General features: G+C 57.7%; 31 protein-coding genes. 13 read left to right on the top strand and 18 right to left on the bottom strand.

Features of this window, described 5'->3' with window-relative positions:
- Positions 1-47 precede the first annotated feature (47 nt).
- The 7 genes from AC2FIC_RS17645 to AC2FIC_RS17615 all read right to left on the bottom strand — a co-directional run bounded on the left by AC2FIC_RS17645 (position 48) and on the right by AC2FIC_RS17615 (position 4,832).
- A complete protein-coding gene (locus tag AC2FIC_RS17645) occupies positions 48-512 on the bottom strand; it encodes a PTS sugar transporter subunit IIA (protein ID WP_142638287.1) in 465 nt (154 codons plus the stop codon).
- Between the two features lie 60 nt (positions 513-572).
- Positions 573-1,136, bottom strand: coding sequence for a ribosome hibernation-promoting factor, HPF/YfiA family (hpf, locus tag AC2FIC_RS17640; RefSeq protein WP_271950796.1), 564 nt, complete (start codon positions 1,134-1,136; stop codon positions 573-575).
- A 252-nt stretch (positions 1,137-1,388) separates the two neighbouring features.
- The gene (gene lptB, locus AC2FIC_RS17635; RefSeq protein WP_142638291.1) at positions 1,389-2,147 is read right to left on the bottom strand and encodes an LPS export ABC transporter ATP-binding protein; all 759 of its coding nucleotides are present in this window, start codon (positions 2,145-2,147) and stop codon (positions 1,389-1,391) included.
- Positions 2,147-2,599 (bottom strand): LptA/OstA family protein, encoded by a 453-nt coding sequence (locus AC2FIC_RS17630; protein WP_142638458.1) that lies wholly within the window; start codon positions 2,597-2,599, stop codon positions 2,147-2,149. The genes lptB and AC2FIC_RS17630 overlap by 1 nt, the downstream gene beginning before the upstream one ends.
- 42 nt (positions 2,600-2,641) lie before the next feature.
- On the bottom strand, positions 2,642-3,241 hold the full coding sequence (locus AC2FIC_RS17625) for an LPS export ABC transporter periplasmic protein LptC (RefSeq protein WP_142638293.1): 600 nt from the start codon (positions 3,239-3,241) through the stop codon (positions 2,642-2,644).
- A gap of 11 nt (positions 3,242-3,252) precedes the next feature.
- Complete coding sequence (locus AC2FIC_RS17620) at positions 3,253-4,221, bottom strand: KpsF/GutQ family sugar-phosphate isomerase (RefSeq protein WP_496692721.1); 969 nt, start codon at positions 4,219-4,221, stop codon at positions 3,253-3,255.
- A complete protein-coding gene (locus AC2FIC_RS17615; RefSeq protein WP_496692720.1) occupies positions 4,218-4,832 on the bottom strand; it encodes a ribonuclease D in 615 nt (204 codons plus the stop codon). Before AC2FIC_RS17615 ends, AC2FIC_RS17620 begins: the two co-directional genes overlap by 4 nt.
- 161 nt (positions 4,833-4,993) lie before the next feature.
- Here AC2FIC_RS17615 and AC2FIC_RS17610 point away from each other — a divergent pair, with 161 nt between their 5' ends.
- From AC2FIC_RS17610 to AC2FIC_RS17580, 7 genes are all read left to right on the top strand, one after another.
- Positions 4,994-6,313 carry an MFS transporter gene (locus AC2FIC_RS17610; RefSeq protein ID WP_496692719.1) on the top strand — a complete coding sequence of 440 codons (1,320 nt, stop codon included), beginning with the start codon at positions 4,994-4,996 and terminating at the stop codon, positions 6,311-6,313.
- A gap of 55 nt (positions 6,314-6,368) precedes the next feature.
- Positions 6,369-6,797, top strand: a complete 429-nt coding sequence (locus tag AC2FIC_RS17605) for an Lrp/AsnC family transcriptional regulator (RefSeq protein ID WP_496692718.1) — start codon at positions 6,369-6,371, stop codon at positions 6,795-6,797.
- A gap of 73 nt (positions 6,798-6,870) precedes the next feature.
- Positions 6,871-7,569, top strand: a complete 699-nt coding sequence (locus AC2FIC_RS17600; protein ID WP_496692717.1) for a transglycosylase SLT domain-containing protein — start codon at positions 6,871-6,873, stop codon at positions 7,567-7,569.
- 69 nt (positions 7,570-7,638) lie between these two features.
- Entirely contained in the window at positions 7,639-9,666 is a 2,028-nt protein-coding gene (flhA, locus tag AC2FIC_RS17595; protein ID WP_496692742.1) for a flagellar biosynthesis protein FlhA, read from the top strand.
- A complete protein-coding gene (locus AC2FIC_RS17590; protein WP_496692716.1) occupies positions 9,663-10,436 on the top strand; it encodes a flagellar biosynthetic protein FliR in 774 nt (257 codons plus the stop codon). The genes flhA and AC2FIC_RS17590 overlap by 4 nt, the downstream gene beginning before the upstream one ends.
- Positions 10,433-11,518 (top strand): flagellar type III secretion system protein FlhB, encoded by a 1,086-nt coding sequence (gene flhB / locus AC2FIC_RS17585; protein ID WP_496692715.1) that lies wholly within the window; start codon positions 10,433-10,435, stop codon positions 11,516-11,518. The genes AC2FIC_RS17590 and flhB overlap by 4 nt, the downstream gene beginning before the upstream one ends.
- Positions 11,518-11,904 carry a hypothetical protein gene (locus tag AC2FIC_RS17580; protein ID WP_496692714.1) on the top strand — a complete coding sequence of 129 codons (387 nt, stop codon included), beginning with the start codon at positions 11,518-11,520 and terminating at the stop codon, positions 11,902-11,904. The genes flhB and AC2FIC_RS17580 overlap by 1 nt, the downstream gene beginning before the upstream one ends.
- A 17-nt stretch (positions 11,905-11,921) precedes the next feature.
- On the opposite strand, the gene AC2FIC_RS17575 is transcribed toward AC2FIC_RS17580, so the two are convergent.
- From AC2FIC_RS17575 to AC2FIC_RS17535, 9 genes are read right to left on the bottom strand one after another with little or no spacing between them, the layout of a single operon-like run.
- Positions 11,922-12,431 carry a flagellar basal body-associated protein FliL gene (locus AC2FIC_RS17575; protein WP_271950818.1) on the bottom strand — a complete coding sequence of 170 codons (510 nt, stop codon included), beginning with the start codon at positions 12,429-12,431 and terminating at the stop codon, positions 11,922-11,924.
- A 12-nt stretch (positions 12,432-12,443) separates the two neighbouring features.
- Positions 12,444-13,175 (bottom strand): flagellar basal body L-ring protein FlgH, encoded by a 732-nt coding sequence (flgH, locus tag AC2FIC_RS17570; protein WP_416383935.1) that lies wholly within the window; start codon positions 13,173-13,175, stop codon positions 12,444-12,446.
- Complete coding sequence (gene flgA, locus AC2FIC_RS17565) at positions 13,175-13,591, bottom strand: flagellar basal body P-ring formation chaperone FlgA (RefSeq protein WP_496692713.1); 417 nt, start codon at positions 13,589-13,591, stop codon at positions 13,175-13,177. Before flgA ends, flgH begins: the two co-directional genes overlap by 1 nt.
- Positions 13,591-14,376 carry a flagellar basal-body rod protein FlgG gene (gene flgG / locus AC2FIC_RS17560; RefSeq protein WP_142638319.1) on the bottom strand — a complete coding sequence of 262 codons (786 nt, stop codon included), beginning with the start codon at positions 14,374-14,376 and terminating at the stop codon, positions 13,591-13,593. Before flgG ends, flgA begins: the two co-directional genes overlap by 1 nt.
- A gap of 21 nt (positions 14,377-14,397) precedes the next feature.
- A complete protein-coding gene (locus AC2FIC_RS17555; protein ID WP_496692712.1) occupies positions 14,398-15,108 on the bottom strand; it encodes a flagellar hook-basal body complex protein in 711 nt (236 codons plus the stop codon).
- On the bottom strand, positions 15,108-15,380 hold the full coding sequence (locus tag AC2FIC_RS17550) for a flagellar biosynthetic protein FliQ (RefSeq protein WP_496692711.1): 273 nt from the start codon (positions 15,378-15,380) through the stop codon (positions 15,108-15,110). Before AC2FIC_RS17550 ends, AC2FIC_RS17555 begins: the two co-directional genes overlap by 1 nt.
- Positions 15,381-15,383: 3 nt before the next feature.
- A complete protein-coding gene (gene fliE / locus AC2FIC_RS17545) occupies positions 15,384-15,674 on the bottom strand; it encodes a flagellar hook-basal body complex protein FliE (protein WP_496692710.1) in 291 nt (96 codons plus the stop codon).
- Positions 15,675-15,685: 11 nt separating this feature from the next.
- Positions 15,686-16,072, bottom strand: coding sequence for a flagellar basal body rod protein FlgC (gene flgC / locus AC2FIC_RS17540; protein WP_281973567.1), 387 nt, complete (start codon positions 16,070-16,072; stop codon positions 15,686-15,688).
- Positions 16,073-16,085: 13 nt separating this feature from the next.
- Entirely contained in the window at positions 16,086-16,472 is a 387-nt protein-coding gene (locus tag AC2FIC_RS17535) for a FlgB family protein (RefSeq protein ID WP_496692709.1), read from the bottom strand.
- 87 nt (positions 16,473-16,559) lie between these two features.
- On the opposite strand from AC2FIC_RS17535, the gene AC2FIC_RS17530 reads away from it, so the two are divergent.
- The 6 genes from AC2FIC_RS17530 to AC2FIC_RS17505 all read left to right on the top strand — a co-directional run bounded on the left by AC2FIC_RS17530 (position 16,560) and on the right by AC2FIC_RS17505 (position 23,802).
- The gene (locus AC2FIC_RS17530; RefSeq protein WP_496692708.1) at positions 16,560-17,897 is read left to right on the top strand and encodes a FliI/YscN family ATPase; all 1,338 of its coding nucleotides are present in this window, start codon (positions 16,560-16,562) and stop codon (positions 17,895-17,897) included.
- Between the two features lie 85 nt (positions 17,898-17,982).
- Entirely contained in the window at positions 17,983-18,822 is an 840-nt protein-coding gene (locus AC2FIC_RS17525) for a flagellar motor protein MotB (RefSeq protein WP_496692707.1), read from the top strand.
- Between the two features lie 98 nt (positions 18,823-18,920).
- The gene (locus tag AC2FIC_RS17520; protein ID WP_496692706.1) at positions 18,921-20,216 is read left to right on the top strand and encodes a flagellar hook protein FlgE; all 1,296 of its coding nucleotides are present in this window, start codon (positions 18,921-18,923) and stop codon (positions 20,214-20,216) included.
- A 33-nt stretch (positions 20,217-20,249) separates the two neighbouring features.
- Positions 20,250-21,701: a flagellar hook-associated protein FlgK gene (gene flgK, locus AC2FIC_RS17515; protein ID WP_496692705.1), complete on the top strand. Its 1,452-nt coding sequence runs from the start codon at positions 20,250-20,252 to the stop codon at positions 21,699-21,701.
- 2 nt (positions 21,702-21,703) lie between these two features.
- Complete coding sequence (locus tag AC2FIC_RS17510; protein WP_496692704.1) at positions 21,704-22,711, top strand: flagellin; 1,008 nt, start codon at positions 21,704-21,706, stop codon at positions 22,709-22,711.
- A complete protein-coding gene (locus AC2FIC_RS17505; protein ID WP_496692703.1) occupies positions 22,708-23,802 on the top strand; it encodes a flagellar basal body P-ring protein FlgI in 1,095 nt (364 codons plus the stop codon). The genes AC2FIC_RS17510 and AC2FIC_RS17505 overlap by 4 nt, the downstream gene beginning before the upstream one ends.
- Before the next feature lie 52 nt (positions 23,803-23,854).
- Here the strand turns inward: AC2FIC_RS17505 and AC2FIC_RS17500 are convergent, their stop codons facing one another.
- Positions 23,855-24,499, bottom strand: a complete 645-nt coding sequence (locus AC2FIC_RS17500) for a DUF1523 family protein (RefSeq protein ID WP_496692702.1) — start codon at positions 24,497-24,499, stop codon at positions 23,855-23,857.
- Between the two features lie 10 nt (positions 24,500-24,509).
- Entirely contained in the window at positions 24,510-24,776 is a 267-nt protein-coding gene (locus AC2FIC_RS17495) for a hypothetical protein (RefSeq protein WP_142638342.1), read from the bottom strand.
- Position 24,777: the final 1 nt, after the last annotated feature.

The raw sequence follows: 24,777 nt of genomic DNA, 5'->3' as shown, positions 1-24,777 counted from the left end.
GCAGAAGCCCCCGAAAACCGGGGGCTTTTTTATTGCCTTTGGGGCAGTTAAGCCGCCTGGACCGACTGCGCCTCGGTCAAAATTGCATAGAGCTTGACCGGATCAGGATTGGCGCGCAGCTTTGCGCAGACCGACGTATTGCGCAGCGTTCTGGACACCAGCGCAAGCGCCTTTAGGTGGTCCACACCTGCCTCTTCCGGGGCAAACAACGCAAAAGCGACATCAACCGGCTGGCGGTCTACCGCACCAAAATCAATCGGCTTTTCCAGCATTACGAAAACGCCAGCCACTTCGGCCAGATCACCCAGCCGCGCATGTGGCAGGGCAACTCCATGACCAACGCCTGTTGGGCCAAGGCTCTCCCGCTCGAGCAGGCCATCCACAACAACCTGCGCGTCAAGACCAAGGGCCCCCTCGGCAACATCGCCGATTTCCTGAAACAACCGCTTCTTGCTGGAAGCGGCGGACAATACACGTACCGCCTCGGGCTTCAGTATGCTCGAAAGCTCCATGATCACGCTCCATGGCCTTGCCCCTGCTTGCGCAGGGGCTTGCCTTGCTATTCTTGCCTGTTACGGATCAATCCAGCCAATGTTGCCGTCCTCACGGCGATACACGACATTCAATCCGTCCTTGTTTTCATTCCGGAACACCAGCACCGGGGCGCCGGCTAGTTCCATCTGCATTACGGCTTCACCAACACTCAACGATGGGATCTTGGTTTCCATCTCAGCCACGATCATCGGCTGCAGCGTTTCAGGTTCATCAGCCGACTCTGATTCGTCAGAGGCGAGGATATAAGAGGAAGCACCAAAGAGTTCAACCGGCTCGGATCGGTCCTTGTGATGGTCCTTGAGGCGGCGCTTATACCGGCGCAACTGCGTTTCCATCTTGTCACAGCAGGCCTCGAATGCTGCGTAGATTTCGATAGCGTGGGCCTTGGCCTGCGCAGTCAGGCCGGTCGAAAGATGCACGGTGGCTTCGCAAACATACTCATGCGCAGAACGGGAAAAGACGACATTGGCGTCGGTCGGGCGCTGGGCATATTTTCCAACAACCTCCCCTAGCTCGGTCTGCACATGGGTCTGCAGCGCCTCGCCGATGTCGATCTGTTTTCCGCTAATTTGGTAACGCATGTGATCTCCTTCACAATTCACACCCATTTTGACGCTGCGTTACGCAGCGCACGTGTTTTTATCGGGTGGGGGATATCGGCATATTCCGCAGTTGCTGAGAAACGTACCCCTTAGCAAAGGTGCACCGCGATCCCGACTGGAACTGAAGAAATGCCATAACCCAATTGAGGCAAGAGACGGCGGCAGAGTCAATCAAAACAGGCGTGTATATACGTGATTTCAGCCATGCGCTGGGCGCAATTCCGCGCAAGCCTATGAAATACGGAAGTTTTCGCCCAAATAGACCCGGCGGACATTTTCGTTCTCGACGACTTCATCCGGCGTGCCCGACATCAGCACCTGACCATCATGCAGGATATAGGCCCGGTCCACGATTTCCAGTGTTTCGCGCACGTTATGGTCAGTGATCAGCACGCCGATGCCGCGCTTTTTCAGGTCCGCTACCAGATGGCGGATATCGCCGACGCTGATCGGGTCCACGCCTGCAAACGGCTCGTCCAGCAACAGATATTTCGGATCAGCCGCAAGACAACGGGCAATTTCGACACGGCGACGCTCGCCACCGGACAATGCCAATGCCGGGGCGCGGCGCAGATGTTCGATCGAAAAATCGGACAACAGCTCTTCCAGCCGCTCTTTCCTGCGATGGCTGTGCTTCACGGTGATGTCCAGAACGGCGGCAATGTTGTCCTCGACACTCATCCCGCGGAAAATCGACATCTCTTGTGGCAGATATCCGATCCCAAGCCGCGCGCGCCTATACATCGGCAGGGTCGTCACGTTTTGGCCGTCAATGGTCACAGTGCCAGCTTCGGGAAAGACAAGCCCGGCGACCGAATAGAACGTTGTGGTCTTGCCTGATCCGTTCGGACCCAACAAGGCAACCACCTCGGACCGGCCCAACGTCATCGAGACTTCGCGTATCACGGTCTTCTTACGGTATGATTTCCGCAGTTTCTCGATCCTGAGGCCGGAACCGCCTTCGGCCACAGACAAATTCGGACGCTCCATCAGTTGCTATCCGGATTCAGAATGGTTTTGACGCGGCCAGTCATCTTTGCCGTTCCGGTCGTCAGATTGGCATTCATCTGATCGCCGCTGATAACGCTGGGGCCTTGCGTCAAAAGCACATTTCCGCGCATCACGATTTCGCCCGAGTCGATTGTGTATTCGGCCCAGTCGCCTTCGGCTGCATCAGGCGGGCTGACAAGAACCACATCATTTGTCGCCTCCATCCGCTCGATTCCGGACCTGTCGGCATTGTAGATGACCAGGACCCGCTCGGCGGTCAGGCGCATCTCACCCTGCACGATCAGGACGTTACCGATAAACTCGGCCGTGCCGTCTTCTTGATTGACGTTTAGGGATTCCGAGGTGACCTCGACCGGCTGGCTTGGATCCGCCTTGGCTGACCCGAAGGCGACCTGCGTTTCCTGTGCCGACGCCGAAAAGGCACCGACCATCAGCGCAAAACTAACAACAGCAAATCGCAAATCAATCACGGCTTATCTTTCTGTTTTTTCAGGCTCGTATACCAGCTTAACACCATCTGTAAAAAGAATATGGACCGGCCCATCCTTTTTTTCGGTTCCAAATGTCATCCGTCCCGCGGAAAAATCTCCGATGATGCCGGTGCCATCGACCTGACCCGGAGTGTCGCCGCGGATTTCATCCAGAGAGGTATTCAGAAGATCAGTTCTGACCTGAATTCCGTCTGTCGTCGTTATCAGGACGTCCCCAACAAACGTTGCGGAATTCTTGTCCGGGCGGATCATACCGGAATTTGAATCCATCGTTATGACGCCGCCATTCAACAATCCCAACCGCCCTCTAAACTCGGCAGTCGTGGGCAATGACCCTTCGCGCCCCTGGGTCGCTTGGGCCGCCTGAATTTGAACTTCCTCGCCTTTTCTGGTTGTTCCAAGATAATGGGGTTGCGTCACCACTTGGTCGGCCAGACGTTCATCTATGTCTTTTTGGGTAAACGGAACGGACACGCTGGTTTCGATGCTGCGTGACAGCAGGAAAACCGTCGACAGCAGCACAATGGCTGCCAAAGGCAGCAACACCTTCAGAAATTGCACCATCCGGGAATGTCCGTCCATCGAACGCCCCTCTACCCCAAACCAACGCGCAGGCAATCATGGATATGCAGCACGCCCAAGGCCTGGCGATCACTACCCTCCTCGACCACAAACAAAGAGGTGATCTTGCGGTCATTCATGATGGCCACCGCCTCTTCGGCCAACGCGCCGGGCGGGATGGTTGTTGGGTTCTGCGTCATTACCTTCTCGGCCGTTTTGCCCAGCAAGCCCTCCATATGACGCCGCAGGTCGCCATCGGTGATGATGCCCACCACCTGACCATGCGGATCGACAACCCCGGCAACGCCAAAGCCCTTGCGGCTGATCTCGATCAGCGCATCGCTCATGGGTGTTCCGACGGAAACCAGAGGCAACGCATCGCCCTTGTGCATCAGATCCTGCACCGTGCTCAGCTGTGCACCTAGTTTTCCACCGGGATGAAAGGCGCGGAAATCTTCGGGTTTGAAGTTGCGATACTTCATCAACGCTATCGCCAGCGCGTCGCCCATGGCCAAAGTCAACGTCGTGGAAATCGAAGGCACCATGCCATAGCCGCAGGCCTCGCCCAATGACGGGATCAATAGATGCACGTCTGCCTGTTTCATCAGCGTGCTTTCCGGCTTGCTGGACAGGCCAATCAGTGGAATGCCAAAGCGGCGGGTAAAAGCCAGCAGGTTGGCAAGCTCTGGCGCTTCGCCCGAATTCGAGATGGCCAGAACCACATCGCCTTTTGAAACCATGCCCAGATCGCCATGGCTGGCCTCGGCCGGGTGCACGAAATAGGCCGGTGTACCGGTGCTGGCCAGTGTGGCCGCGATCTTGTGCCCGATATGACCCGACTTGCCGATGCCGCTGATGATGATGCGGCCCGAGGCCTGCAAAATCAGCTGAACCGCTTGGGCAAAATGTTCATCCAGACCGTCGGCCAGTACCTCCAGCGCGCGGGCCTCGTCTGTCACCACCTGACGGGCGGTTCTCAGAAATGCTTCGGTATCAGTCATGAGTGCGCAAAAATATCCGTTTCTGGCCAACCGGCGAGATCGAGTTTCGCACGCATCGGCAAGAAGTCAAAACAGGCTTTCGCCATCTCGGTCCGGCCCTCTCGCGCCAGGCGCTTGTTCAACTCCTCCCGCAGGCGGTGCAGATACAGAACATCCGAGGCGGCATAGTCCAGCTGCGCCTCGCTCAACGTTTCGGCGCCCCAATCGCTCATCTGCTGCTGTTTCGAGATATCGACGCCGATCAACTCGTTGCACAGGTTTTTCAGCCCGTGCCGGTCGGTATAGGTGCGCACCAGACGGCTGGCGATCTTGGTGCAATAGACAGGCGCGGCTAACGCACCAAAGGCGTGATACATCGCGGCAATGTCGAAACGGCCAAAATGGAACAGTTTCAGCACATCCGGGTTTTCCAGCATGGCACACAAGTTCGGTGCCTCGGTCTGGCCCTTTTCGACCTGAACGATATGCGAATTGCCATCGCCGCCCGACATCTGGATCACGCAGAGGCGGTCGCGATGCGGGTTTAGACCCATGGTTTCACAGTCAATGGCCACCACCGGCCCCATATCCAACCCGTCCGGCAGGTCGTTTTTGTACAAATAGTTAGCCACCCGAGTATTCCTTTGCGCGGTATCGCCACCGAGATAGGCGCTTTATTCCCTAAACTCAACGCCATCCCTGTACGCCAGCCGGTTGCCGCTGTCGCAGTTGGTCAAGACCTAAATGAAGGTTTGGGGTGACAGAGCCTTTAGACTGCGGCAGATATCAATCAATGTTGAGCGTTCTTAGAAATCGGACCTATCGCCACCTGTTGGCCGCGCAGATCGTAGCCCTGACGGGCACTGGGCTGGCCACGGTCGCGCTGGGTCTGTTGGCCTTTGAACTGGCAGGGGATGCGGCCGGGCTGGTGTTGGGCACCGCGATGACCATCAAAATGGTGGCCTATGTCACGGTCGCGCCATTGGCGGCCGCGTTTGCCGAGCGGCTGGACCGGCGCAAGATGTTGGTGGTGCTTGACCTGATCCGTGCGGCTGTCGCGCTGTGTCTGCCTTTTGTGACCGAGGTCTGGCAGGTTTATGTCCTGATTTTCGTGCTGCAATCTGCCTCGGCCGGATTTACCCCTGCATTTCAGGCTACAATCCCCGATGTACTGACAGATGAGCGCGAATACACCCGCGCCCTGTCCCTATCGCGGATGGCATATGATCTGGAGAGCCTGCTAAGCCCCGTATTCGCCGCAGCCCTGTTGTTGTTGGTCAGCTTCAACAGCCTGTTCTGGGGCACCGCCCTGGGATTTGTCGCTTCGGCGCTGCTGGTGGTGTCGGTGGCTTTGCCATCACCCAAACCAAGTAAGCCGCGCGGGATATACGAACGGACAACACGTGGCATACGCATCTATTTGAACACACCCCGGCTGCGGGGCCTTCTTGCCCTGAGTTGGAGCGCGGCAGCACTCAGCTCAATGGTGATCGTCAACACTGTGGTCATCGTGCGATCAGATCTGGGGCTGTCGGAAAGCGCCGTTGCCGCTGCGCTGGCCGGTTTTGGTGGCGGCTCTATGCTTGCCGCTTTTATCCTACCCCGGATGCTGGACCGGATCGAGGATCGAAAGGTCATGTTGGCCGGCGCCCTTCTGTGCTGCACCACCATGGCCGGGGCCGCCGCGATATTTGCGACAACCCCGCTGTCTTTGGGTCTGTTGATCGTTTTGTGGGCCCTAGCTGGCTTTGGCTATTCCACCACGCTGACGCCGTCTGGCCGCCTGCTGACCCGCTCGGCCCATCCCGAAGACCGCCCCGCCGTCTTTGCGGCCCAATTCACGCTGTCTCATTGCTGTTGGCTGGTGCTGTATCCTCTGGCAGGCGGGCTGATGACCCTGTTTGGGGCCACAACCGCCCTGAGCTTTATGGCGGCGATGTCCTTTCTGGGTATTATCGGTGCGGTCACCCTTTGGCCGCGTTCTGATCTGCATTCGGTGATCCACGACCATCCTGACCTGCCGCGTGACCATCCGCACATGGCCGGCCCGCCACCGCATGCTCATCCCGTCATAATAGACGACCTGCACCCCCGTATCCCGCGTGAGCCTTGAGCCCTGCTGCCGTTTTGCCCTAAACCGGAAAAACCAGACCCGCACCGGAGCGCCAATGGATCAGCTTGACCGCCGCATCATCTCAGTCCTGCAACATAATGCCCGCGAGTCGACCACAAAAATCGCGGCAAAACTGGGCGTTGCCCGGACAACCGTGCATGAACGCATCAGCCGGATGGAAGAACGCGGCATCATTGCCGGCTATTCCGTGATCCTGAACAGCCCCGAAGATGCCCCCCGCGTCCAGGTTGTCGTTCTGCTCGAGGTCCAACAGAAGGAAACCACCCGTATCATCAAGCGGCTCGAGGCCTATCCCGAGGTTAAACTCTGTCTTTCGATCAACGGTGACTTTGACCTGCTGTTGACCGCTGACGCGCCAAGGATCGAGGATCTGGATATTCTCGTTGATGATCTGGCACGAATCCCCGGTGTTCTGCGCACCAATACGAGCGTTGTTTTTGGCCGGCGGATTGATCGAAGCTGATTGACTGATAACCCTCTGTAAACCAAGGCAAGGCTAGCGTGGCCCGGATTGATCAGAATCCCGGACCGGCAGAATGCCAAATCGCCTATTCATTGTCATAGCATGTGTTGCGTTGCTTCTGACAGCGCGTCAGAGCTTTGCGGGCGCGGAGGCCCGGATGTCTCAGACATGTGATCAGGCCGCCCGCCGCGCAGCCCTCGCCCAAGACATACCGCTTGATGTTTTGCGTGCCATAACGCGGGTTGAAACTGGCCGCGCGATCAAAGGCCGACTTGAGCCTTGGCCATGGGCAATCAATGTCGAAGGGCGCGGCCATTGGTTCCAATCTGAGCAGGAGGCTAAAGCCTATGTCGCGGATATTTTCCAAGCCGGAAAGCGCAGCTTCGATATCGGGTGCTTTCAAATCAACTATCGCTGGCACGGGCAGGCCTTTCAGTCGATTGATGCCATGTTCGATCCCGAGACAAACGCCAATTACGCGGCCCGGTTTCTGAATCAACTATATTCCGAACTTGGGTCGTGGCCGGCAGCGGCGGGGGCCTATCACTCGCGAACCCCGGCTTTGGCCAAGACCTATTCCAGCCGCTACCAGATTGTTCATGCTCAACTTGACCCGGGCACGGCGGTGCAAACTGCCCGCATGTCGCGTGATCCCTTCACACAACCCGCCGCACCGCTGTTCCCGGTGCAAATCACCCAGTTTCCGACGGGTGCGATGGGCTCTTTGATGCCAGCCGCGGACACCCAAACAGCCTTCATCGCCTTCAACTAGGAGAATTACGTGCCCAGACTTGACGTCCGCTCCCTGTTTTCTCCGACTGTTTTGCTGGCGCTTGCGTTGATGACCGTCATCGTAATGATGATCCTGCCCATGCCGTCCTGGGTCCTGGATGTCGGGCTGGCCACGTCCTTCGCCCTGGCGATCCTGATTTTCACGCTGACCCTGTTTATCGAGCGGCCGCTGGATTTCTCTTCCTTCCCGACCATCCTTCTGGGGTCTTTGATGCTCCGGCTGTCGTTGAACGTCTCATCGACCAAGCTGATTATCGGTCAGGGGCATACCGGCCCCAATGCCGCCGGCGATGTGATCGAGGGATTCGCAAGCTTCGTCATGGGCGGTAGCATATTCCTGGGCCTTGTCGTGTTCGGCGTCCTGTTGATCGTGAACTTTATGGTCATCAACAAAGGCGCGGCCCGCATGGCCGAAGTTGGTGCGCGATTTGCCCTGGATGGGATGCCCGGGAAGCAGCTGGCCATCGACAGCGATATGTCAGCGGGCGCCATCGACCATCAAGAGGCCAAGGAACGGCGCGAACGGGAACAGCAGGAAACCACCTTTTTCGGCTCGCTTGACGGGGCGTCGAAATTCGTCAAAGGAGACGCGGTTGCCGGGCTTTTGATCACCCTGCTGAATCTGGTGATGGGGCTTGTCATGGGCGTGATCGTTCACGGGATGCCGGTGTCATCGGCGTTCGAAACCTACGCCATCCTGACGGTGGGCGATGGTTTGGTCTCGCAGATACCGGCTGTGATCATCTCGATTGCCTCCGCTTTGCTTCTGGCGCGTGGTGGAACACAGGGCGCAACTGACACCGCCATCTTATCGCAACTGGGGCGCCACCCGGCCGCCCTTGGCACTGTTGCCGGGTTGATGGTGCTTTTCGCGCTGGTTCCCGGCCTGCCATTTCTGCCCTTTATTCTGGGGGCCTGCGTTTTGGGCTACGCCGCCTATGCAGTGCACCGAAAACAGCAAAAGCAAGAGACCCAGGTTCAAACTGCGACGGACGAAGCGGACACGGCAGTGTCGCAAGCGATTGGCGACATTCTTGACCTCGATGATGTCCACCTGGAATTCGCACCGGATCTGGTCAGCATGGTCCTGAACCCGGGCACCGGTCTGGATGCGCGCATTGCGAATATGCGGACCTATGTCGCCTCGACCTTTGGATTGATCCTGCCCGATATCCGCCTGACCGACCGGGCCGAGCTGCCGATGGGGACATATGTGATCAAGGTGCACGGCGTGGAACAGGCCCGCGGTGCCCTGAACCCCGATCTGATTCTGGCGCTTGTTCAGGACGGGCACGATCTTTTGCCCGAGGGGAGGGATGTCACCGAACCCGTCTATGGTGCGCCTGCACGTTGGATCCTGCCCAAGGATCAAGAGGCCGCAGCAATGAGCGGCGCTACGATTGTCTCACCCCCGGAAATACTGGCCACGCATCTGCTGGAAATCATCAAACAGAACTTCTCGCGTCTGTTGACGCTGAAGGCGCTACGCAGGCTGCTATCAGAAATGGCCCGGCTCAGCGACCCGGTCCGGGCCGAGGCAAACAGGAAACTGCTGGACGAGTTGATCCCCGACAAGGTTCCAATCGACACGCTTCACGCAGTCCTGCGCCTTTTGCTGGACGAACGGGTTTCGATACGCAATCTGGCGCTTATCCTCGAAAGCATCGCCGAGGCGCGCCTGACCACCACCCAACCCGAGGGGATTTGCGAACTGGTGCGGCAGCGACTTGGGTTCCAGCTTGTGGCTGACATGAAACGCGAAGACGGGTCGATCCCGCTGATCCAGCTGGCACCGGAATGGGAAGACACATTTGCCACCTATCAGGTCGATGCACCCAATGCAGGGCTGGATGTCGCCCTGCCACCGAACCTGTTCAACAAGCTTGCAGAGGGCGTGGTGGACAGTGTCTCGCATTCCGCCGACCATGGTATCTTTCCTGCGGTCGTGACCTCGACCCGGCGCCGCAGGCTGCTGCGTACGATCATGCATGCGCGCGGCGTGTCCAATCCGGTCCTGTCATTTGAGGAAATCGGGCTCGAGGCGCGGCCCGCACTTGTAGGCACGGTACCCGCATGATCGCCCTCCCACCCGAACTCTTGCCGCACCTGGGCTCTGGGGCCTGGCATTTCTTTGGTGTTTTCCTACGCGTTTCGGCAATGGTATCCTTGATGCCCGCATTCGGGGAACGCAGCATCCCCACCCGTGTCAAACTTGGCACTGCCGTTGCCTTTACGTTGATCGTGGCACCGGCAGTGCCGACAAAGGAATTCGATCCCGAATTCCTGTCCATGGTCCAGCTGATCACCACCGAAACTCTTGTCGGAATGGCGCTGGGGATGGCGCTGCGCATCTTTGTTCTGACCCTGCAGACGGCAGGGTCCATCGCCGCACAGGCAACGTCACTCTCGCAAATTCTGGGCGGGGCAGCGGCTGATCCGGTTCCGGCCATGGGCTATCTGCTGACATTGGCCGGGTTGACCCTTGCCGTATTGCTTGGCCTGCACATCCGCTTGGCAGAGTTCCTGGTCCACAGCTACGATCTGTTTCCCACCGGAACCACACCTGCAGCGCCGGATTTGTCGCAATGGGGCGTGGAACGGGTCTCGTACAGTTTCAGCCTGGCATTCGCACTGGCGATACCTTTTGTGATTGCCTCTTTGATCTACAACCTTGCGCTTGGTGTCATCAACCGCGCCATGCCACAGCTGATGGTGGCATTTGTCGGCGCCCCGGCCATCACATTTGCGGGGCTGTTCCTGCTGTTCGCCGGTGCGCCTCTGATCCTGTCGGTCTGGTCCGATGCCCTGTTTGATTTCATGCAGAACCCGCTGAAAGATCCGAGATGAGCGGACAGGACGACGACAGCGACAAGTCATATGACCCGACGCCGCAAAAGCTTCTGAAAGCGCGGGAAAAGGGTGAGGTCGCCAAGTCAAACGACCTGTCTGTTGTCGCGGCGTATGTCGGGCTGCTGATCGGTTTGCTTTTTGCAGGCCAAATGGGCGTTCAGCATCTGGGCACCTTGTTTGTCGTTCTGATCGACCAATCCGACAAGATCGGCACCATGTTGACGGATGGCCCGGCCGACGGCCTGGTGGGTGGGATGCTGGGCAAGGCCGCAATCTCAATGGCAACGATATTTGTTCTTCCCGCCACTGCGGTTTTGCTAAGCCTGATCGCCCAAAAGGCCCTGGTTTTTGCCCCCAGCAAGCTGCAGCCCAAGCTGTCTCGAATTTCGATCCTCTCCAACGCCAAGAACAAATTCGGGCGCGGCGGTCTGTTCGAATTTGCCAAAAGCTTTGCGAAGCTACTGATTTACTGCGTCTGCCTGTTAATGTTTCTGCGCGCCAACCTGCCCGAGATTCTGACCGCCAGCGCTGCGCCGCCGCAATCGTCGATCGTCTTGATGATGAATCTTTTATTCCGGTTCCTCTTCATCGTCGTCACCATCGCACTGGCCATCGGAGTCGTCGACTATATGTGGCAATACTCCGAACATATGCGCAAAAACCGGATGTCCCGCAAAGAAATTCAGGACGAGACCAAAGACGCCGAAGGTGACCCGCATGTCAAACAACAGCGCCGCCAGCGCGCGCAGGAAATTGCGACAAATCAGATGATGGCGGATGTCCCAACTGCGGATGTAGTCATCGTGAACCCGACCCATTATGCGGTTGCTCTCAAATGGCAGCGGACGGCCGGGTCGGCACCGATCTGCGTGGCGAAAGGCGTCGACCAGATTGCAGCCGCCATCCGCGCCTCGGCGGCCGAGGCCGGGGTTCCGATCCACTCGGATCCCCCCACCGCGCGGGCGCTCCATGCGACCGTCGAAATCGGGAATGAGATCGCCCCCGAACACTTTCGCCCGGTCGCAGCGGCCATTCGCTTTGCTGAAGCCATGCGCAAACGTGCGAAGGACAAAATCTGATGCGGTTTACCGGACTTGCCGATCTGGAGCGTTTATCCGACGCGACCTTCCAAAAAGAGCAGCAGGCCCTGCGCCCCTATTTCGAAGCCGAGGCCGAGATATTGCAGAAACTGCACCGGCTGGACGCACAGCTTTTGCTAGCCCGCCAAAGCAGCGGCGAGGCAGGTGGATATCAGGTCACGGGCACGGATGTGCTGTGGCGGGGATGGGAAGAAGCGACCCGGCGAAAGCTCAATACTGAGCTGGCGCGCGTCCGGGCGCAAAAGCTAACCAAGATGCAGGCCTTGCGGAAAGCATTCGGGCGCAAACAGGCCCTAGGGCAGCTGCTTGAAGAACAACAAAAGGCCCGCCGAGACATGCTTATGAAAAAGCGATCGCGGCAATAAGCGGGCCGAAACAGGCTTCAAGTATCCTGACGGTTAACACTCATGATCAGGACTTGCAGCACGTCATCACCCAAATCCTTCTTGGCGACCTGCAGCAAAGCCTTTCGGACCAAATCCAGATTGTCGGATTCCGTAAAGTTGCCGTTGAAACCACCGGTATTTGCGTGATCGAACAGAACCTGCAGAAACCCATCTCTCAACTTTGGCTCAAACTCATAAATCGTTTCAGCAACGCCGGGTTTGGTTTCCAGGCTCAGCGACATTGTGACCAACGCGGCAATCCGGTCGGACTTCACGACCGGGATCACAAACTGTTTCGTCATCTTCAGATATTCATACTTGCTGGACGTATCCTTTTTGTCCGACTTGGTCTTAGTGGCCTTCTCCTTGGCTTTCTTGGGTTCGGCGGCAGCGGATTTATCCATGTCACCATCTTTGGTTTTTCCAGAAGGAGACATGGCAATTCCCGCACCAATTCCACCGCCTAGGCCAACAAGCAGAAACAATATAGGAAGTAGCTTTTTCATTGTTATACGACCTCAGAACGGCAAAACTGTATCGAGGACCTGCTGGCCGTAACGGGGCTGCTGCACATCCATGATCTGACCGCGGCCACCATAAGACACGCGCGCCGAAGCAATCTTGTCATAGGTGATTTCATTTTTCCGCGAGATATCCTGTGGCCTCACATATCCCGTGACCAATAGCTCTCGGAGTTCGAAATTCACGCGCAACTCCTGCGAGCCCGATATGGCCAGCACACCATTCGGCAAGGCGTCGATGACGGTTGCGGCGACTCTGAGTGTCAGCTTTTCCTTACGCTTGACCGAGCCCTTGCCCTTACTAACCGATGATGAGTCGATCCCAACAGCTTCGTCCAGCGTCGCCCCGTCGGGCAGCCGTTCCAGCGCCCGCTGCGGCAGGCCGAACAGGTCGGGAACCTCAAGGCTTTCTGACCCGCTGCGTGAGCGATTTGTGTCGTTGGATATCTCGGCTTTCTCGTCCAACTCGATGACAACCGTCAGAATATCGCCTTTTTTGATTGCGCGCTGATCTCCCAAAAGCGATTGTTGGCCACCGCTCCATAGCGAGGACCGATCAACATTGCGCTGTGGCTGCGTGTGCAACGGCAAACCCGGCCACAGCATGGCAACATGTTCAGCAGACTCGTCCGCGGGTGTGAAACTTGGCGGTTTTCCCAAATGATCCAGTCGACCACAGGCGGTCAGAGCCAGACATGCCATCATCAACAGTTTTAGTTTTCCGAACATCATTTTACCTCGATTTGACCGTTAGGCCGGATAAAGCCAACAACAGTTGTACGTGACGACAGATTCATGACCCGAATACGGTCGCCGACAGCCCCGCGCCCCAGGGCACGGCCTTCGGCCTTGATCGAAAGGGGACGACGGTCAAAGACCAGAACCACCAGATCATTGCGGTCCACCAGAGCGGGCGGCCCGACATCTGCTGCGCGAACCGGGCGTCCGGGGTAAAGCGCGACGCGTGCTTCCTGACCGATCAAATCATCGGTGTTTGTAACCGCTCCGAGGACAACCTGATCTTTGATCTCAAGATCGGCGGCCGAGATCACCTCTTTGGCGCGTATGGTCCGGATCGGCACCACGATCTCAGCCAAGGCACAAAGCGGGCTGATCGTCACCAGTGCTATGAATAGGGCGCGCATCACCGCACCTGCGTTGTTGCGCCCATCATCTGATCGACGGCCGAGATGACCTTGGCGTTCATCTCATATCCCCGCTGGGCCTCGATCAGTTCGGTGACTTCGCGCACGGCATCGACCGAGCTGTCCTCGAGATATCCCTGCCGCAATGTGCCCATCCCGCCCTCGCCCGGAGTGCCGATGACAGGCGCGCCCGAGGCTTCGGTTTCTTTGAACAGGTTGCTGCCGATCGCCTCCAGCCCTTTGGCATTGGAAAAACTGGCCAGGGTGAATTCACCGAGCAACTGTCCTTCGGCGGTATCATCGAAATAGGCGTAAACCTCACCCGATGCATTGATCGAGATCGACCTTGCATCGTCTGGGATTGTGATCTCTGGCGCGACAGCGAAGCCATCTGAAGTGACGATCAACCCTTCGGCCGAGCGTTTCAGGCTGCCGTCACGGGTAAAGCCAGACTGACCGCTGGGCAACGTCACCTCAAGATAGCCGCGCCCTTCGATTGCGACATCCAAATCGCTGCCAGTGGCCGCCAACGCACCCTGTGCCAGCTGCACGGTGACCGCAGCCGGGCGCACCCCCAGACCCAGTTGTATACCTGTGGGCAAGACGGTGCCGTCATTGGCATTCACCGTCCCAGCGCGCGCCATTTGTTGATAGTGCAGGTCTGCAAACTCGGCGCGGCGCGCGTTGTAGCCTGTGGTATTCATATTCGCCAGGTTGTTCGAGATCGTCTCAACCCGCATCTGCTGAGCGGTCATGCCTGTCGCTGCGATTTTCAGTGCCCGCATATCAATTCCTCCGTTATCAAATCAGCGCATCAGCGCCTTAAGCGCCCCACGCACACGTTCGTCTTCGGTTTCAAGAAAGCTCTGCCCCAACTCATAAGCGCGCTGGATTTCGATCATCCGGGTGACCTGTTCGATCGCATTCACGTTCGATCCTTCGAGGAATCGGTGCACAATGACCGGCTCATCAACGGGTTCAATCGCTGCATCTGACCGAAACTGAGTATTGCCTTCGCGCACCAGACTGGTGGGATCAGCAACGCGGTAGACGCCGATCTGCCCCAGAACCTGTCCTTCGATACTGAGCGTACCGTCGCTGCCGACATCAATCGACGCGGCATCGGGCGGGATGAAAACCGGGGCGCCGTTGCTGTCCAGAACCCGGTGCCCATCCATGGTAACCAGATCACCCTCGGCACTGGGTGAAAACGCACCCGCCCGTGTCAGCCGGTTGCCGCTGGGGGTTTCGATCATGAAAAACCCGTCGCCTTCGATGGCGAAATCAAATTGCCCGCCGGTTTCGGTCAGAACGCCTTGTTGCAACGAGGTATTGCGTGCCTCTGCCCGCGCCATGGACAAGGACGGATTGCCCGGCGAGGCTTTCACGAACTCGGAAAACACCAAGCCCTGCTGGCGGTACCCCGTGGTATTGGCGTTGGCGATATTGTTCGCCACCAGCCGCATTTCATTCATCAGCCCCGATTGGCGGGATAAGGTAGTATATGAGGTATCCATCAGCGGCCTCCGGCGATCAGTGGGATGAGGGTTGAGGTGAAGAACGTCACCAGCGTCTGGGTCATGAACCCCATCGAAATCCAGAAAACGATCACGATGGCGATAAGCTTTGGCACGAAGGTCAGCGTCATTTCCTGCACCGAGGTCAGCGCCTGGAACAGACCCACGACCAGACCCGAGACCAGTGCCACCGCCAGGATCGGGACGGATGTGATCACCGCAACCCACAATGCCTGGCGGACGATGTCATAATAGAGACCTTCGCTGAACATCGATCAGACCGGCATCCGCAGGATTTCCTGATAGGCCTCGACCACTTTGTTGCGCACGATGACGGCGGTTTCGACGGCCAGTTCGGTCTGCGCCAACGCCTGAACCAACGCGTGCGGATCGGCTTGGCCGGTCATCGCCGTGCCGGACATCTGCTCGGACTGTTTCAATGTTGCGGCAAAGTCCTGAAAGGTTGAGCGCAACCCCTGTGCCATTCCGGCAAGGTCGGGGTCGGGCTGCGTAGCGGGCCGCGCTACGGCATAGCTCTGCGCGGCGGTCAGGGATCGGATATCCATTCTGGTGTCCTTTATTTTCTGAGAAGTTCCATAAGGCTCGACGACATTTGTCGTGTCTGGTCGAACATCTTGAGATTGGCTTCGTAGCTGCGCTGCGCTTCACGCGCGTCAGCGATTTCGATCATCAAATCGACATTGGACCCGCGATAATGGCCGGTCTCATCGGCCAACGCATGGCCGGGGTCATAGATGCGCGACAGGTCGCGACGATCAAGCTTAACGCGCCCGGTCTCGACCATTTGCGCACCATCTTTGCTGACCGCTTCGAACGGCACAGTTTTGCGCCGATATCCCGGCGTATCCGCATTCGAGATGTTTTCGGAGACGTGCCGCAAACGGGCCGCCTGCGCGCGCAGGGCGCTGGCCGAGGCGGAAAGGGAATGGGAAAAATCGCTCATCTCTCAGCCCTCCTCACCCGCGACCAAGGCTGGTACGCAGGATGCCAATCGAGGATTTATAGATCGCCAACGCGCGGTCATGCTGACGCTTGACCTCAACCGATTTGAGCATCTCTTCCTCAAGGGAAACGCCATTTCCGTTGGGATCGCCCGAGGGTGCGGCATCGAACTCGGCCCAGGGCTGGGCGGCGGCGGCGCCGTTCAGATGCCCTGCCCGCGTGGCGGTCATCGCAACCTCATGCCCGGAATTTTCGAAAGCTTTCTGAAAGGCCTCGATATCGCGGGGCTGATAGCCCGGCGTATCCGCATTTGCCATGTTTCGCGCAATGACAGACTGCCGTTGCCCGGCATGGGTTGCCATTGCGTACGCAGTCTTAAAGACGTTCAGGTCAGAGAACATCGGGGCTTCTCCCTCGATCAATTTCAATCAAGGCTTAACCCCGATTCCTTTAGAAACCGTTTTCAGAAACCCGTTGGAGAACCCACGATGACCGATCTCGACCCGATGCTTCTGAAATGCGAATTCGACCGTCTGTCTGCCATGCGCCATATGGGCCGCGTGGCCAGTGTTGGGCGCGGCGTCATAGAAATAGAGGGGTTGGAGTACGTTGCCCGCATCGGCGACAACCTGACCCTGCGGCGGCGCAGCGGCCCGGATCTGGCGGGTGAAGTTCTGCATGTCGAATCGGATCTGATCCACATGTTACCCGCCGCTGCACCCGATGGGGTTTGCTTGGGTGATCGGGTGATTCTAAATCAGACACCGGCATTTTCCCCCGGACTGCACTGGCTGGGCCGGGTCATTGATCCCTTCGGCAAACCGCTGGACGGCAAGCCGTTGCTGTCGGGCACTCAGGAAAGAGATATCCTGCAAAATCCGCCACCTGCCGTTGTCCGCAAACCGCTGGGCGCACGGATGGAAACCGGGCTGAGCATTATGAACACCATGTTACCTGTGGTGCAGGGGCAGCGTATCGGCCTGTTCGCCGGGTCAGGGGTCGGCAAGTCGACCCTGTTGGCCACGCTGGCGCGGTCGATGCAGGCAGACGCGGTTGTGGTCGCTCTGGTCGGCGAACGGGGTCGTGAGGTCAATGAGTTCGTTGAACATGCGCTTGGAGCCAAGGGGTTGGCACGATCTGTGGTTGTGGCGGCAACCTCGGATCAGTCTGCGCTGGCCCGCAGGCGCTGTGCATGGTCGGCACTTTCAGTCGCGGAATTCCTGCGGGATCAGGGGCTGAACGTCCTGTTTCTGGCTGATTCGGTCACCCGCTTTGCCGAGGCGCACCGCGAAATCGCTGTTGCGATGGGTGAGGCCCCCTCTTTGCGCGGGTTCCCACCTTCGGTCACGCCCTTGATCGCTGGTCTTTGCGAACGAACCGGGCCGGGCACGGCTGATCAGGGTGATATCACAGCAGTTTTCAGCGTTCTGGTTGCGGGCTCGGACATGGATGAACCGATAGCGGACATTCTGCGTGGCGTCCTGGACGGGCATATCGTCCTGAGCCGCGGAATCGCCGAGCGCGGCCGTTTCCCCGCCATTGACCTTAGCCGGTCGGTTTCACGCAGCCTGCCGGGGGCTGCCTCCGAGACGGAAAACCGGATGATCTCGGAAACCCGCAAGCTGGTTGGCAGTTACGAGCAATCCGAGGTTATGATCAAAGCCGGGCTTTATGCCGAAGGGGCAGACCCGCTATTGGATCAGGCAGTCCGGGTTCATGACGAGCTTGATGCCTTTTTCGGCAAGGCCGAGCCGGACGGAATCAGCAACAGTTTCAACCACCTGCAACTGATTCTGCGCCGTGCCGGGGCAGCATTGCCGCAGTGAGGAATTCAAGACAGTTTTAAGTGTTAAGCCCACCTTAAGACCTGCCCGGCTACCCCTTTAACTGGGTGATAAAAAGGTGGTGGAGATGGGTGCGCAATCCAATGTGGCGCCAATCATCATCAAGAAGAAACGTGTGTCAGGTGGCGATGGTCACCATGGTGGCGCGTGGAAAGTCGCATATGCCGACTTTGTCACGGCCATGATGGCGTTCTTCATGTTGATGTGGCTGCTGAATGCAACAACGGAACAACAACGCAAAGGGCTTGCGGATTATTTCTCGCCGACCATTCCCATAAACCCGGTTTCGGGTGGCGGCGATGGGGCCTTTGGTGGCAATAACATGTTCTCAGAGGAAACTCTGGTCATGGACGGGACCGGCGCCAGCAAACGCAGCCCGACGCCCGCGCGACAAGCGCGTGGATCGGTTGGCGTCAGCTCGGACGGCGGCGGAAAAGAAACGGTCGAAGACTTTTCCTCACTGGAATCAGAGCTTATGGGGCGAACCGGCGAAAGCATGGTGTCCGACAAGGTCCTCAAACATATCGTCACCCGCGTGACGGATGAGGGTCTGGTGGTCGAACTCTTCGCCACCAAGGATCAACCTCTGTTCGAATCAGGGACGAACCAACCAACCAATATGCTGCGTGCTCTGACATTGTTGGTGGCCCGATCCTCTGATCTGGTGACAAATGACATGGCGGTCGGAGGGCATGTCGGTTCCTCGCCGGTGGTTCTGGCCAAAAACCCGGCCTGGGATTTGTCTACCTCGCGCGCTCAGCAAGTTCGCCAAATGCTGCAGGACAAGGGTGTTGCGCCGCTCAGGTTGGACCGCGTAATCGGCCATGCTGATCGAAAATTGTCGGATGAAAACCCGATGGCCGCACGCAACAACAGGATCGAGATCATCTTTCTGCGCGGCACCTGAGAATAAAAGGATAGACGGCATTTTACCTGTTAGCGCGCTGTTAAGGCCCAGCGCGTTAGCTGTTGCATCAAGATTTGACGCAACAGAAGGGCGTGCCAATGACAATTTCCTCTTCGCTGAACGCTGGCGTGGCCGCATTGAAGGCCAACGCAAACCGGCTGGCGACGATCTCGGACAATATCGCGAATTCGTCAACCTTCGGGTATAAACGGGTGGAAACTGATTTCCATTCTATGGTCACCTCCGGCCAGGGCGGCAGCTATTCCGCTGGGGGCGTTCGCACCACCAGCCAACGCCTGATCGACCAGCGCGGTTCGCTGGTGACAACCAACAACTCCACCGACCTTGCGGTGCGTGGGCGCGGCATGATGCCTGTACGACCAAGTTCTCAGATCGCGGCCGGTTCGAATGAGATGTTGCTGACCACGACAGGGTCGTTCCGCACCAATGAAGAAGGATATCTGGTCACCGAATCAGGGCTTGTTCTGCTGGGTTGGCGTGCGAATGCGGATGGAACCATCCCTGCGGTTCCGCGTGACACTCCAGCTGCGCTTGAACCCATTCAGCTCAGTGTTAATCAACTGTCGGGCGCGCCCACGACGCAGATGAATCTGCGCATGAACCTGCCCGCGACCGCTACGGATGCGGGTTCCCCTGGCGACATGCAACCCTTGTCCGTTGAATATTTCGACAATCTGGGAAAATCCGAAAGCGTTGATATCGAACTCATCCCTACAGTGCCGGCCACCGGCAGCAGTAACGAATGGACGATGATCATGCGCGATTCAGCCTCGGGCGGCGCCATTATCGGTGAATACACCCTGACCTTCACCGATAGCCGAACTGCGGGTGGCACGCTGGCCAGCGTAACTGCGGTCACCGGCGGTGCATATGACCCAGCAACCGGCAGCGTTGTGGTGAACGTGGCCGGCGGCCCGATGGAGATCAATATAGGGGAAATCGGGGATGCCGACGGAATCACGCAGCTGTCCGATACATTTGCACCAGTTTCGATCACGCGCGACGGTTCGGCGGTCGGCACCATGACCAGCGTTCAAGTTGACGAAAACGGGTATGTTTATGCGTTCTACGATACCGGCGTCAGCCGACGCATGTACCAAATCCCATTGGCGGATGTTCCGAACCCAAATGGACTGACCGCGCTGGACAGCCAGACCTATGCACCATCCCGGGAAAGCGGGACGTTCTTTCTGTGGAATGCGGGGGACGGGCCAACCGGCGACCTGGTTTCTTTTGCGCGCGAAGAATCCACTACCGATGTGGCGACCGAGCTGACCTCGATGATCCAGACACAGCGGGCTTACTCTTCCAGCGCAAAGGTTATCCAAACGGTGGATGAGATGCTTCAGGAAACAACCAATATCAAACGCTGATCAGGGTTTTGATTCAGGAAAGGGACCTGCAGAATGAATATGTCCACAGCATTGAACAACGCGTTGGGCGGCCTGACCGCCGCCAGTCGCGGTGCGGCGGTTGTGTCCGAAAATATCGCAAACGCATTGACGCCCGGCTACGCGCGCAGGTCTCTGGAACTGGCAACTAACACGATTTCCGGTCACGGCGTGCGTACCGTAGGTGTCATTCGTCATCAGGATCCCGTCCTCACGTCCAACCGCCGGGCCACGGATGCCGATCTGGCCTTCCACACCACCATTTCAGACTTTCACACAAGGTTGGAATCTTTGGTAGGGTCCGCCGATGATCCCGCATCGCTTGCGGTTCGACTGGCTGATTTTGACAACAGCCTGTTAACAGCGGCAAGCCTGCCGGATTCCAGTGAACGACTGGACCAGGTCGCGCGCACGGCTCAGGATCTGGCACGCGGTCTGAACGCAGCCTCTGAAGGGTTGCGTCAGATGCGATCCAACGCGGACCGGTCCATCGGCAAACAGGTCGACACCCTGAATCAGACCCTCAAGGATATTGAAGAGCTGAATGCCAAGATCCCGGCCATTAAGTATTCCGGCGCCGATATTGGTGGGCTACTGGATCAACGACAGGTCCTGATTGATCAGGTCAACGAACTGGTTCCTGCAAATGTGATTCAAAGGGACAATGATCAGGTCTCGCTTTATTCTGATGGCGGCTTGATATTGCTGGAAAACACTGCGGCCGAGTTTTCCTTTTCGACAACCGGCGACACCAAGCCCCATATGACCCTAGCAAACGGGTTGTTGTCCGGGCTTGAGCTGAACGGAAACCCTGTCCGCACCAGTGGCGATTTTGCCCAAATTCGCGGTGGTGCCTTGATGGCCCAATTCCAGATTCGGGATGAAATCGCGGTTGAGGCTCAGGTCGATCTGGATGCTGTTGCGCGCGATCTTATCGAAAGATTCGAAACGCCGGGGCTGGATCCGACCGCGCTGGCCACTGATCCGGGCGTTTTCACCGATGATGGCAGCCGGTTTGATCCGGCATCGGTGACGGGATTGGCCTCGCGCATCAGTCTGAATGCAATCGTTGACCCGGACGCCGGAGGAGAGAGCTGGAAACTACGGGCCGGGCTGGGTGCGGCCACACCCGGCAGCGCCGGAGATGCCAGCCAACTGCGCGCCTTCAGCTCAATTCTGAACGACGAGCGCCCTGTTGCAGGCTCGGTTTTCGGGGCCGGAAACATGCGCGCCGCCGACATCTCTGAGGCGTTGCTGTCACGGATTGGGTCGGACGCACATGTGGCCGATGGGCGGCGGGTGTTTGCAAACAGCGCCAATCTGGAAATGACGGCCATTGAGGCCGAACAGGGCGTCGATACCGATCAGGAATTGCAGCGGCTAATGCAAATCGAACAAGCCTATGCGGCAAATGCCAGACTGGTTTCGGTCGTCGATGAACTTATGGATACGTTGTTAAGGCTGTGATGATGAATGTAACCTCTATGGGCGACCTAGCGCGCGGATTGACCCTGAAATCGCGGGCGACTGATATCAAAAATCAGATCGAAACCCTGTCTTATGAGATGTCTTCAGGCAAAGTGCAGGATGTCTCCGGCCATCTGGACGGGGATTATTCCTATCTTCTGGATATGGATCGCAACCTGTCGCGCCTGGATGCCTTTCAGGTGGCCACAGCCGAAGCTGGCCTGTTCACTGACGCCATGCAGCTAAGCCTTACAACGGTCAACGACGCGGTGGGGCGCCTGACGTCATCCTTACTGGCATATGGGACCTCCAATCAGGCGGTCACGCATGAGCATGCCTCTGTCCAGGCCAGAAATGAGCTGGATACGGTCATGTCGGCATTGAACACCCGAGCGGGTGGCCGAAGCCTGTTTTCCGGCGTGGATACCGATGTGTCGCCTCTGGCATCTGCGGATACCTTGTTGACCGCGTTAGAGGCTGAGTTGACGGGGCTGACAACACTCACGGACATCACACAAGCTGCGGAAGACTGGTTCAATGATCCTGCGGGTTTCGATGCGGTTATCTATCAGGGCTCAGATACGGCGCTGGCACCGATGAGCATTTCGGAGAATGAAAGTGTCTCTATTCCGATCACTGCGACCGATCCGACGCTCAAAGCCGCGTTGCGGGACATCGCCGTCGCCGCTCTGGTTTCGGACGATAATCTGGGACTTCCCAATGATCTGCGGACGTCCTTATTCACCCAACTCGGGACCGAGCTTGCCAACAGGCAGGACGGAACAGTGAATTTGCGGGCGGATGTTGGCGCCACCGAAGCCAGGATTGAACAAGCCGCCACGCGCAATGCGGCGGCGCGTACAAGCCTGGAATACAGCCGAAACTCTCTGATCGCCGCGGACCCGTATCAAACCGCAGTGCAACTGCAGACTGTCCAATTTCAATTGGAAAGCCTGTATTCTGTCACCGTTCGCAACGCGAACCTATCGTTGGTGAATTTCCTGAGATGAGATTACTTGCTATTCTCCTGATCCTGCTTCCGAGCCTGTCTTTTGCCGGGGCAATCCGGCTGAAGGACCTTGTCGATTTCGACGGGGTGCGCGGCAATGATCTGGTTGGTTATGGTCTCGTGGTCGGATTGAATGGAACCGGCGATGGGCTCAGGAACTCTCCGTTCACCGAAGAGATCATGTCCAATATTCTGGAACGGCTTGGTGTGAACGTGAATGGTGAGGATTTTCGCCCCAAAAACGTGGCCGCCGTGCTTGTGACAGCCAGCCTACCCCCCTTTTCGCGGGTCGGTGGCCAGATTGATGTCACCGTTTCGGCCATCGGCGATTCCAAAAGCTTGCTGGGCGGGACGCTTATTATGACACCGCTGAATGCGGCAGATGGTCAGATCTATGCGGTGGCACAGGGGTCAGTTCTTGCAGGTGGCGCCGTTGCCGAAGGCGATGCGGCTTCGGTCACCCAAGGGGTTCCGACATCCGGCGTGATCCCCTCCGGGGCACGGGTCGAACGTGAAATCGACTTTGAGCTTTCCGATCTGACCCAAATGCGCCTGGCCCTGCGTGAACCGGATTTCACAACCGCCGGTCGGATCGAGCAGGCAATCAATACCGAATTCAAGCGGGCCGTAGCGATCATGCGCGATTCCGGGACGGTTGAACTGAATATTGCAGCGACACAGGCGATCTCGACCGCGCATGCGCTTGGGCGCATTGAAAATATCCTAGTAGAGCCAGAAACAAAGGCGCGAGTAGTAGTCGATCAGCGTTCGGGTACGATTGTCATGGGTCAGGAAGTGCGGATCTCACGCGTGGCAGTCTCGCAGGGCAACCTGACACTGACGGTCGAAGAGGCCCCTATCGCGGTTCAGCCAAACCCGTTCGCACGAGGCGAAACCGTCGTGGTTCCGCGTACCGTAGCCGGTATCGAAGAAGAGGAAGGTACCGGTTTGGCGGAAATTCCCGAGGCCACGACCTTGTCCGAAGTCGTCGCAGGGCTAAACGCTTTGGGTGTTTCACCCCGCGACATGATCGACATCCTGAAAACGATCAAAGCGGCCGGAGCATTACACGCCGAGTTCATCGTTCGATGAAGGGCTTTCCCGGCGGTAGGCGCACAGCCCCAAGACCCGCCGGGAATTCACGTCACTTTGATTTCCAACTGTCCAACCATTTGCGGAATCGGTTGCGATGCTCGCCGATGGCGTCGCCGGTTGCATAAAACCCATCCTCGACACTCTCGATCATCGGATCGATCCGCGCCTGGCGGAACCTGCGCCAGCGCACCCAGATTGCCCAGACAATCGCAAAGAAGACCGTCAGGAAAACGATGTTGAACCAAGGGATCAGACGCGCATCCGGACCGTCGACATGTTTGATAAAGACAGCGTTGGGAAAGATCGACATGAACTCATTCCGCCAGCCATAATGCGTCACGGCAACCCAGTCCGGGTCATTTTTGTCCGAGATCGCGTCATTGGCTTCGGTATACAAATTGGCAGTGTCGAATTTGAAATAGGGCGGCCAACCCCAGCTGGTATCTTCGTTGCGATACACAATCGGTTTGCCATTGGCACGTACGGCCTGAATGAACTGTACATCCCGGTTCGACAGACTGGCCGACTGATCATCGGGCTCGGACCAGAAGATCCGGGTCCAGTCGTTCAGGTCCTGCCGTTCTTCATAGGTGTTGACGATCCGAACCACATCCCGTTGTGGCAGAGAATACTGAAGGATTACGGCGACCGTTCCCCAGAAAATCAGAATGAATGCCCATTTCAAATAGGCCATGCTTTACCTCTCACATGTAGTTCACAATGTAGATCAGCGACCCGATCGCTACCCAAGGCACAACATAGACACCCAGGATCAATTTGCGCCGGAACGAATTGTCATAGACGTGCAGCCCCCGTGCGACAAAGGCTGCCTTGTCTCCGGTTTTGCCCTTTTCGTCCCACCAATGCTCTAGCCTGCGGCGACGCACACTGCGTGAATACAGCGACAGGGCAAAATAGGCCACGGTCTGGATGACTAGCAGGATCAGAAACAGGCGCATCGCTCCGAACATT

This window comes from Ruegeria sp. CDSC079, from assembly GCF_059610505.1.
The sequence above is the reverse complement of the archived record's forward strand: the minus strand, read 5'-3'. Positions and strand labels throughout refer to the sequence as shown.

Excerpts from the sequence above, each read along its gene's own strand:
- AC2FIC_RS17620 (WP_496692721.1), bottom strand. The coding sequence starts at position 4,221 with ATGACTGATACCGAAGCATTTCTGAGAACCGCCCGTCAGGTGGTGACA.
- AC2FIC_RS17610 (WP_496692719.1), top strand. The coding sequence starts at position 4,994 with ATGTTGAGCGTTCTTAGAAATCGGACCTATCGCCACCTGTTGGCCGCG.
- flhB (WP_496692715.1), top strand. The coding sequence starts at position 10,433 with ATGAGCGGACAGGACGACGACAGCGACAAGTCATATGACCCGACGCCG.
- AC2FIC_RS17505 (WP_496692703.1), top strand. The coding sequence starts at position 22,708 with ATGAGATTACTTGCTATTCTCCTGATCCTGCTTCCGAGCCTGTCTTTT.
- flgC (WP_281973567.1), bottom strand. The coding sequence starts at position 16,072 with ATGAGCGATTTTTCCCATTCCCTTTCCGCCTCGGCCAGCGCCCTGCGC.
- flgG (WP_142638319.1), bottom strand. The coding sequence starts at position 14,376 with ATGCGGGCACTGAAAATCGCAGCGACAGGCATGACCGCTCAGCAGATG.
- flgK (WP_496692705.1), top strand. The coding sequence starts at position 20,250 with ATGAATATGTCCACAGCATTGAACAACGCGTTGGGCGGCCTGACCGCC.
- flgA (WP_496692713.1), bottom strand. The coding sequence starts at position 13,591 with ATGCGCGCCCTATTCATAGCACTGGTGACGATCAGCCCGCTTTGTGCC.
- AC2FIC_RS17600 (WP_496692717.1), top strand. The coding sequence starts at position 6,871 with ATGCCAAATCGCCTATTCATTGTCATAGCATGTGTTGCGTTGCTTCTG.
- fliE (WP_496692710.1), bottom strand. The coding sequence starts at position 15,674 with ATGGATATCCGATCCCTGACCGCCGCGCAGAGCTATGCCGTAGCGCGG.
- flhA (WP_496692742.1), top strand. The coding sequence starts at position 7,639 with ATGACCGTCATCGTAATGATGATCCTGCCCATGCCGTCCTGGGTCCTG.
- AC2FIC_RS17605 (WP_496692718.1), top strand. The coding sequence starts at position 6,369 with ATGGATCAGCTTGACCGCCGCATCATCTCAGTCCTGCAACATAATGCC.
- AC2FIC_RS17500 (WP_496692702.1), bottom strand. The coding sequence starts at position 24,499 with ATGGCCTATTTGAAATGGGCATTCATTCTGATTTTCTGGGGAACGGTC.
- AC2FIC_RS17510 (WP_496692704.1), top strand. The coding sequence starts at position 21,704 with ATGAATGTAACCTCTATGGGCGACCTAGCGCGCGGATTGACCCTGAAA.
- AC2FIC_RS17520 (WP_496692706.1), top strand. The coding sequence starts at position 18,921 with ATGACAATTTCCTCTTCGCTGAACGCTGGCGTGGCCGCATTGAAGGCC.
- AC2FIC_RS17580 (WP_496692714.1), top strand. The coding sequence starts at position 11,518 with ATGCGGTTTACCGGACTTGCCGATCTGGAGCGTTTATCCGACGCGACC.
- AC2FIC_RS17630 (WP_142638458.1), bottom strand. The coding sequence starts at position 2,599 with ATGGTCGGTGCCTTTTCGGCGTCGGCACAGGAAACGCAGGTCGCCTTC.
- AC2FIC_RS17535 (WP_496692709.1), bottom strand. The coding sequence starts at position 16,472 with ATGTTCTCTGACCTGAACGTCTTTAAGACTGCGTACGCAATGGCAACC.
- hpf (WP_271950796.1), bottom strand. The coding sequence starts at position 1,136 with ATGCGTTACCAAATTAGCGGAAAACAGATCGACATCGGCGAGGCGCTG.
- AC2FIC_RS17550 (WP_496692711.1), bottom strand. The coding sequence starts at position 15,380 with ATGTTCAGCGAAGGTCTCTATTATGACATCGTCCGCCAGGCATTGTGG.
- AC2FIC_RS17625 (WP_142638293.1), bottom strand. The coding sequence starts at position 3,241 with ATGGACGGACATTCCCGGATGGTGCAATTTCTGAAGGTGTTGCTGCCT.
- AC2FIC_RS17645 (WP_142638287.1), bottom strand. The coding sequence starts at position 512 with ATGGAGCTTTCGAGCATACTGAAGCCCGAGGCGGTACGTGTATTGTCC.
- AC2FIC_RS17575 (WP_271950818.1), bottom strand. The coding sequence starts at position 12,431 with ATGAAAAAGCTACTTCCTATATTGTTTCTGCTTGTTGGCCTAGGCGGT.
- AC2FIC_RS17530 (WP_496692708.1), top strand. The coding sequence starts at position 16,560 with ATGACCGATCTCGACCCGATGCTTCTGAAATGCGAATTCGACCGTCTG.
- lptB (WP_142638291.1), bottom strand. The coding sequence starts at position 2,147 with ATGGAGCGTCCGAATTTGTCTGTGGCCGAAGGCGGTTCCGGCCTCAGG.
- AC2FIC_RS17555 (WP_496692712.1), bottom strand. The coding sequence starts at position 15,108 with ATGGATACCTCATATACTACCTTATCCCGCCAATCGGGGCTGATGAAT.
- AC2FIC_RS17590 (WP_496692716.1), top strand. The coding sequence starts at position 9,663 with ATGATCGCCCTCCCACCCGAACTCTTGCCGCACCTGGGCTCTGGGGCC.
- AC2FIC_RS17495 (WP_142638342.1), bottom strand. The coding sequence starts at position 24,776 with ATGTTCGGAGCGATGCGCCTGTTTCTGATCCTGCTAGTCATCCAGACC.
- AC2FIC_RS17525 (WP_496692707.1), top strand. The coding sequence starts at position 17,983 with ATGGGTGCGCAATCCAATGTGGCGCCAATCATCATCAAGAAGAAACGT.
- flgH (WP_416383935.1), bottom strand. The coding sequence starts at position 13,175 with ATGTTCGGAAAACTAAAACTGTTGATGATGGCATGTCTGGCTCTGACC.